The 3,144-nt window shown below is 66.1% G+C and carries 2 protein-coding genes and 1 pseudogene; 2 read left to right on the forward strand and 1 reads right to left on the reverse strand.

Going from position 1 to position 3,144, the window contains the following annotated elements:
• A partial coding sequence (locus AC2VON_RS10470) for an alpha/beta hydrolase (protein WP_486952896.1) occupies window positions 1-856 on the reverse strand: 856 nt, incomplete at its 3' end.
• Between the two features lie 236 nt (window positions 857-1,092).
• On the opposite strand from AC2VON_RS10470, the gene AC2VON_RS10475 reads away from it, so the two are divergent.
• Together AC2VON_RS10475 and AC2VON_RS10480 are read left to right on the forward strand one after the other, a co-directional pair.
• On the forward strand, window positions 1,093-2,592 hold the full coding sequence (locus AC2VON_RS10475; protein WP_486952897.1) for an amino acid permease: 1,500 nt from the start codon (window positions 1,093-1,095) through the stop codon (window positions 2,590-2,592).
• A gap of 89 nt (window positions 2,593-2,681) precedes the next feature.
• Window positions 2,682-3,144 (forward strand): annotated as a pseudogene (locus AC2VON_RS10480) (hypothetical protein); the annotation flags it as partial.

Here is a 3,144-nt window from a genome sequence, read left to right on the forward strand (position 1 = left end):
GCTCCGACGGCAGGTGCTCGCGCCAGAACGACACGTCGTGCCCACCCGGGTAAAACCCACCGGCCGGCGGCGTGCGCAGTTGCCCGGCGAATTGACGGGCGGCGGGGTAGAAGCGGTCACCGGTGCCGCAGTCCACCCGGATCGGGATCGACGCCAACTGCGGCAGCCTGAACACCGAGTTCGTCCGCCAGTCGTCGATGCTGTCGAACGCCCCCGGCGTTGCGCCCCAGTACGTCATGAACAACGCGGGGCTGATCGCGCAGATCCCCGCGGTCCGCTCCGGACCGAGGCGGGCGCCAAGTAACAGTGCTCCGTACCCGCCCATCGACCAGCCCATGAACCCGACTCGGGAGGTGTCCAGGCCCTTGGCGGACAGCATCGGGATCAGTTCGTCGAGCACCATCGCCCCGGAGTCCTGACCCGATGCCCGACGGTGCCAGTAGGTGTCGCCGCCGTCGACACTGACCACGGCGAACGGCGGCCGGCCCGTCTGTACCAGCTGGGCAAGGCCGTCCTCGATACCGAGATCCATCACTCCGGCCGCGCTACTACCCCTGCCGTGCAACGCGATCACCGGCCGCAGCGGCGTGGTCTGGCCCGGCGGCCGGACGATGATCCAGTTGGTTTCGGTGCCGCCGCGCGCCGCGGAGACAAACGATCCGGACAGCCGGGTCGGCAGGGCGCTGCCCGCCGGTACCGGCTCGAACGGAACGGTTGGCGCCGACGGCGGCGACGCCTGGGGCTCAACCGGATTCAGTAACGCGCTCGCCAGGTAGGCGCCCGCCGCGCCGGCGGCCGCGCCGGCGCCGAAACGCAGTACCGCACGGCGGGTCAACTCGGGCATGAGCGTCATCATCCCGCGCTGAACAGCGTTGCCCGCAAAGGCGCGCCGCGGCCCATCCCGCGGTCGCCGCTGCCCATCGGCTGCGTTCGGTAACGGTGCGATGAGAGTTCGGTAACCGAAGGGCCGCGTCGCTGCCGTTGAGCCCGATCTGAATGCTAGCGTCCGGCCATGCGCGGACACGGAACCCATCTCACCCACCCCTTGGCCGCCATGCAGTTTCCTTGGTGACTCGCTGAGACGGAGACGGCATGGTTTTCATATCGCAACTGCGCCAGGGATTGTCGCAGCGTCAGCTCAACATGATCGCCATCGGTGGTGTGATCGGCGCCGGTTTGTTCATCGGGTCTGGTGTGGTGATCAATTCAGCCGGTCCCGCGGCGTTTCTGACCTACGCGGCCTGCGGTGCGCTGGTCATCCTGGTCATGCGAATGCTCGGTGAGATGGCCAGCGCCAACCCATCCACGGGGTCGTTCGCAGATTATGCGAGAAAAGCCCTGGGCGACTGGGCCGGATTCTCGGCTGGTTGGCTGTATTGGTATTTCTCGGTGATCGTGGTCGGTTTCGAGGCCGTCGCCGGCGGCAAGGTCATCACCTATTGGTTCGGTGCGCCGACGTGGTTGGCCGCCTTGATCCTGATGGTGACGATGACCGCCACCAACCTGTTCTCAGTCGCTTCGTTCGGTGAGTTCGAATTCTGGTTCGCCGTGATCAAGGTTTCGTCCATTGTGGTATTCCTGGGGCTTGGGGCCACCTTCGTGCTGGGCTTGTGGCCAGGTCACAACATGGATTTTCACAACCTCAGCGCACACGGCGGATTCATGCCGAATGGCCTCAGCGGTGTCTTCGCGGCCGTCGTGGTGGTGATGTTCTCCATGATGGGTGCGGAGATCGCCACCATCGCCGCCGCCGAGACCCCCGACCCTCAGCGTGCGGTCCGGCGAGCAACCAACACGGTGATCGTTCGGATTGCGATCTTCTTCGTCGGCTCGGTTTTTCTGCTCGTTGTGATCCTGCCGTGGACGTCCGGGGAACTCGGCGCGTCGCCCTATGTGGCGGCGTTGAAGGAGATGCGGATCCCGGGTGCCGACCACATCATGAACACGGTGGTGCTGATCGCGGTCTTCTCCTGCCTGAACTCGAGCCTCTACACCGCGTCTCGCATGCTTTTCGTGCTCGCCGCCCAGCAGGAGGCGCCGAGCCGGTTGGCCAGACTGAGCTCGCGCGGTGTCCCGCATCTGGCGGTGCTGTTGTCGTCGGTGGTGGGCTTCGCGGGAGTCGTCATGGCGCGGGCGGCACCCGACACGGCGTTCATCTTCCTGCTCAACTCGTCAGGCGCCGTGGTCTTGTTCGTGTACCTGCTGATCGCGCTTTCGCAAATCGTGCTGCGCCACCGGACGCCACCGGAGATGTTGCGGGTGAAGATGTGGTTCTTCCCGCTTCTTTCTTTCCTTGCCCTGACCGGAATCATCGCGGTGCTGGTGCAGATGGCGTTGGACGATGCTGCGCGCAGCCAGCTCTGGTTCGGTCTGGTGTCCTGGGGTGTCGTGATCCTGCTGTACCTGGCCGTGAAACGGTGGCGCGGGTCAGGGGGAACGCTCGACGAACCGCAGCCTGCCCAGCGCGAGTCGATGTTGGTGCTGGCCGCCACCGAGCCGTTGTCGATGGTCGAGGTTTACCACGAGCTGAGACGCGGCGACGCGCCGCCCCGGCTCGGTGTGCATTTCAGCCCGGTGCCGCAGGGCCGCTAACCTTTGCAGCATGTGCGGGGGCGTTGTTAGAATACGGCCGCATTTGCGATGCTTTGGAGGGATAACTGGTGTCACGTCCAGGCCGCCGTTTGCGCCTGCTGTCGTTCGGGATGGTGCCCCTGGTCACCGTGCCGCCCGCGCACGCCGATCTCGACGACCTGATCCCCTTCGATTTCATCGCTGGCGTCGTCTCCGTCGCCGAAGCCGTCGGCCCCGGCGCGGACGCTGACGTTCCGGTCGCGCCCGCGTTGGCGGCGGCGGACTCATCGGATCTCATCGGGTCGGCGGGCTACACCCTGATATCGACGATCGAGGTCGTGCTCGCGGGCTTGTTCCAGGCGGAAGTCTACGGCTCGATTCACGACCTCGGCGAAGCATGGGTCACCGGTCCGTTCGGCGCCCTGTTCGATCCGATCATCAACGCGCCGTTCGTGGCGATGACCGGGCGGGACCTGATCGGCAACGGCGTGGATGGCACGCTGGGCAGCCCCGATGGTGGCCCCGGGGGGTGGTTGTTCGGCGACGGCGGCAACGGTTTCGATCCGGGCGCCG

This window comes from Mycobacterium sp. TH-M82 (assembly GCF_057473605.1).